Source organism: Shewanella electrica, from assembly GCF_022321485.1.
GTDB classification, from domain to species: domain Bacteria; phylum Pseudomonadota; class Gammaproteobacteria; order Enterobacterales; family Shewanellaceae; genus Shewanella; species Shewanella electrica.
This window is the reverse complement of record NZ_JAKOGG010000217.1, coordinates 1-277: the sequence shown is the minus strand read 5'-3', so window position 1 is coordinate 277 and position 277 is coordinate 1. Positions and strand designations below refer to the sequence as shown.

The window sequence follows — 277 nt, the reverse complement described above, 5'->3', positions numbered from 1 at the left end:
AGACCTAAAGGTCTGCAGCTACAGCGCTAAACGGCCTCGCCGTTAGTCCAACCGCTCGATGATGGTGGCGGTGCCCAGGCCGCCGCCGCAGCACATCAGTTGCATCCCGTAACGGCCGCCCGTGCGCTCCAGCTCGTGCAGGAGCGTGGTCATGAGGCGGGCGCCGGTAGCCCCCAGCGGGTGCCCCAGGGCGATGGCGCCGCCGTTCACGTTAACCTTGGACATGTCCGGCTTGACCTCGCGCTTCCAGGCCAGCACCACGGAGGCGAACGCCTCG

Annotated in this window: 1 pseudogene; it reads right to left on the bottom strand. The window is 67.9% G+C overall.

What is annotated here, in order from left to right:
- Positions 1–42: 42 nt before the first annotated feature.
- Positions 43–277 (bottom strand): annotated as a pseudogene (locus L9G74_RS20430) (acetyl-CoA C-acetyltransferase); the annotation flags it as partial.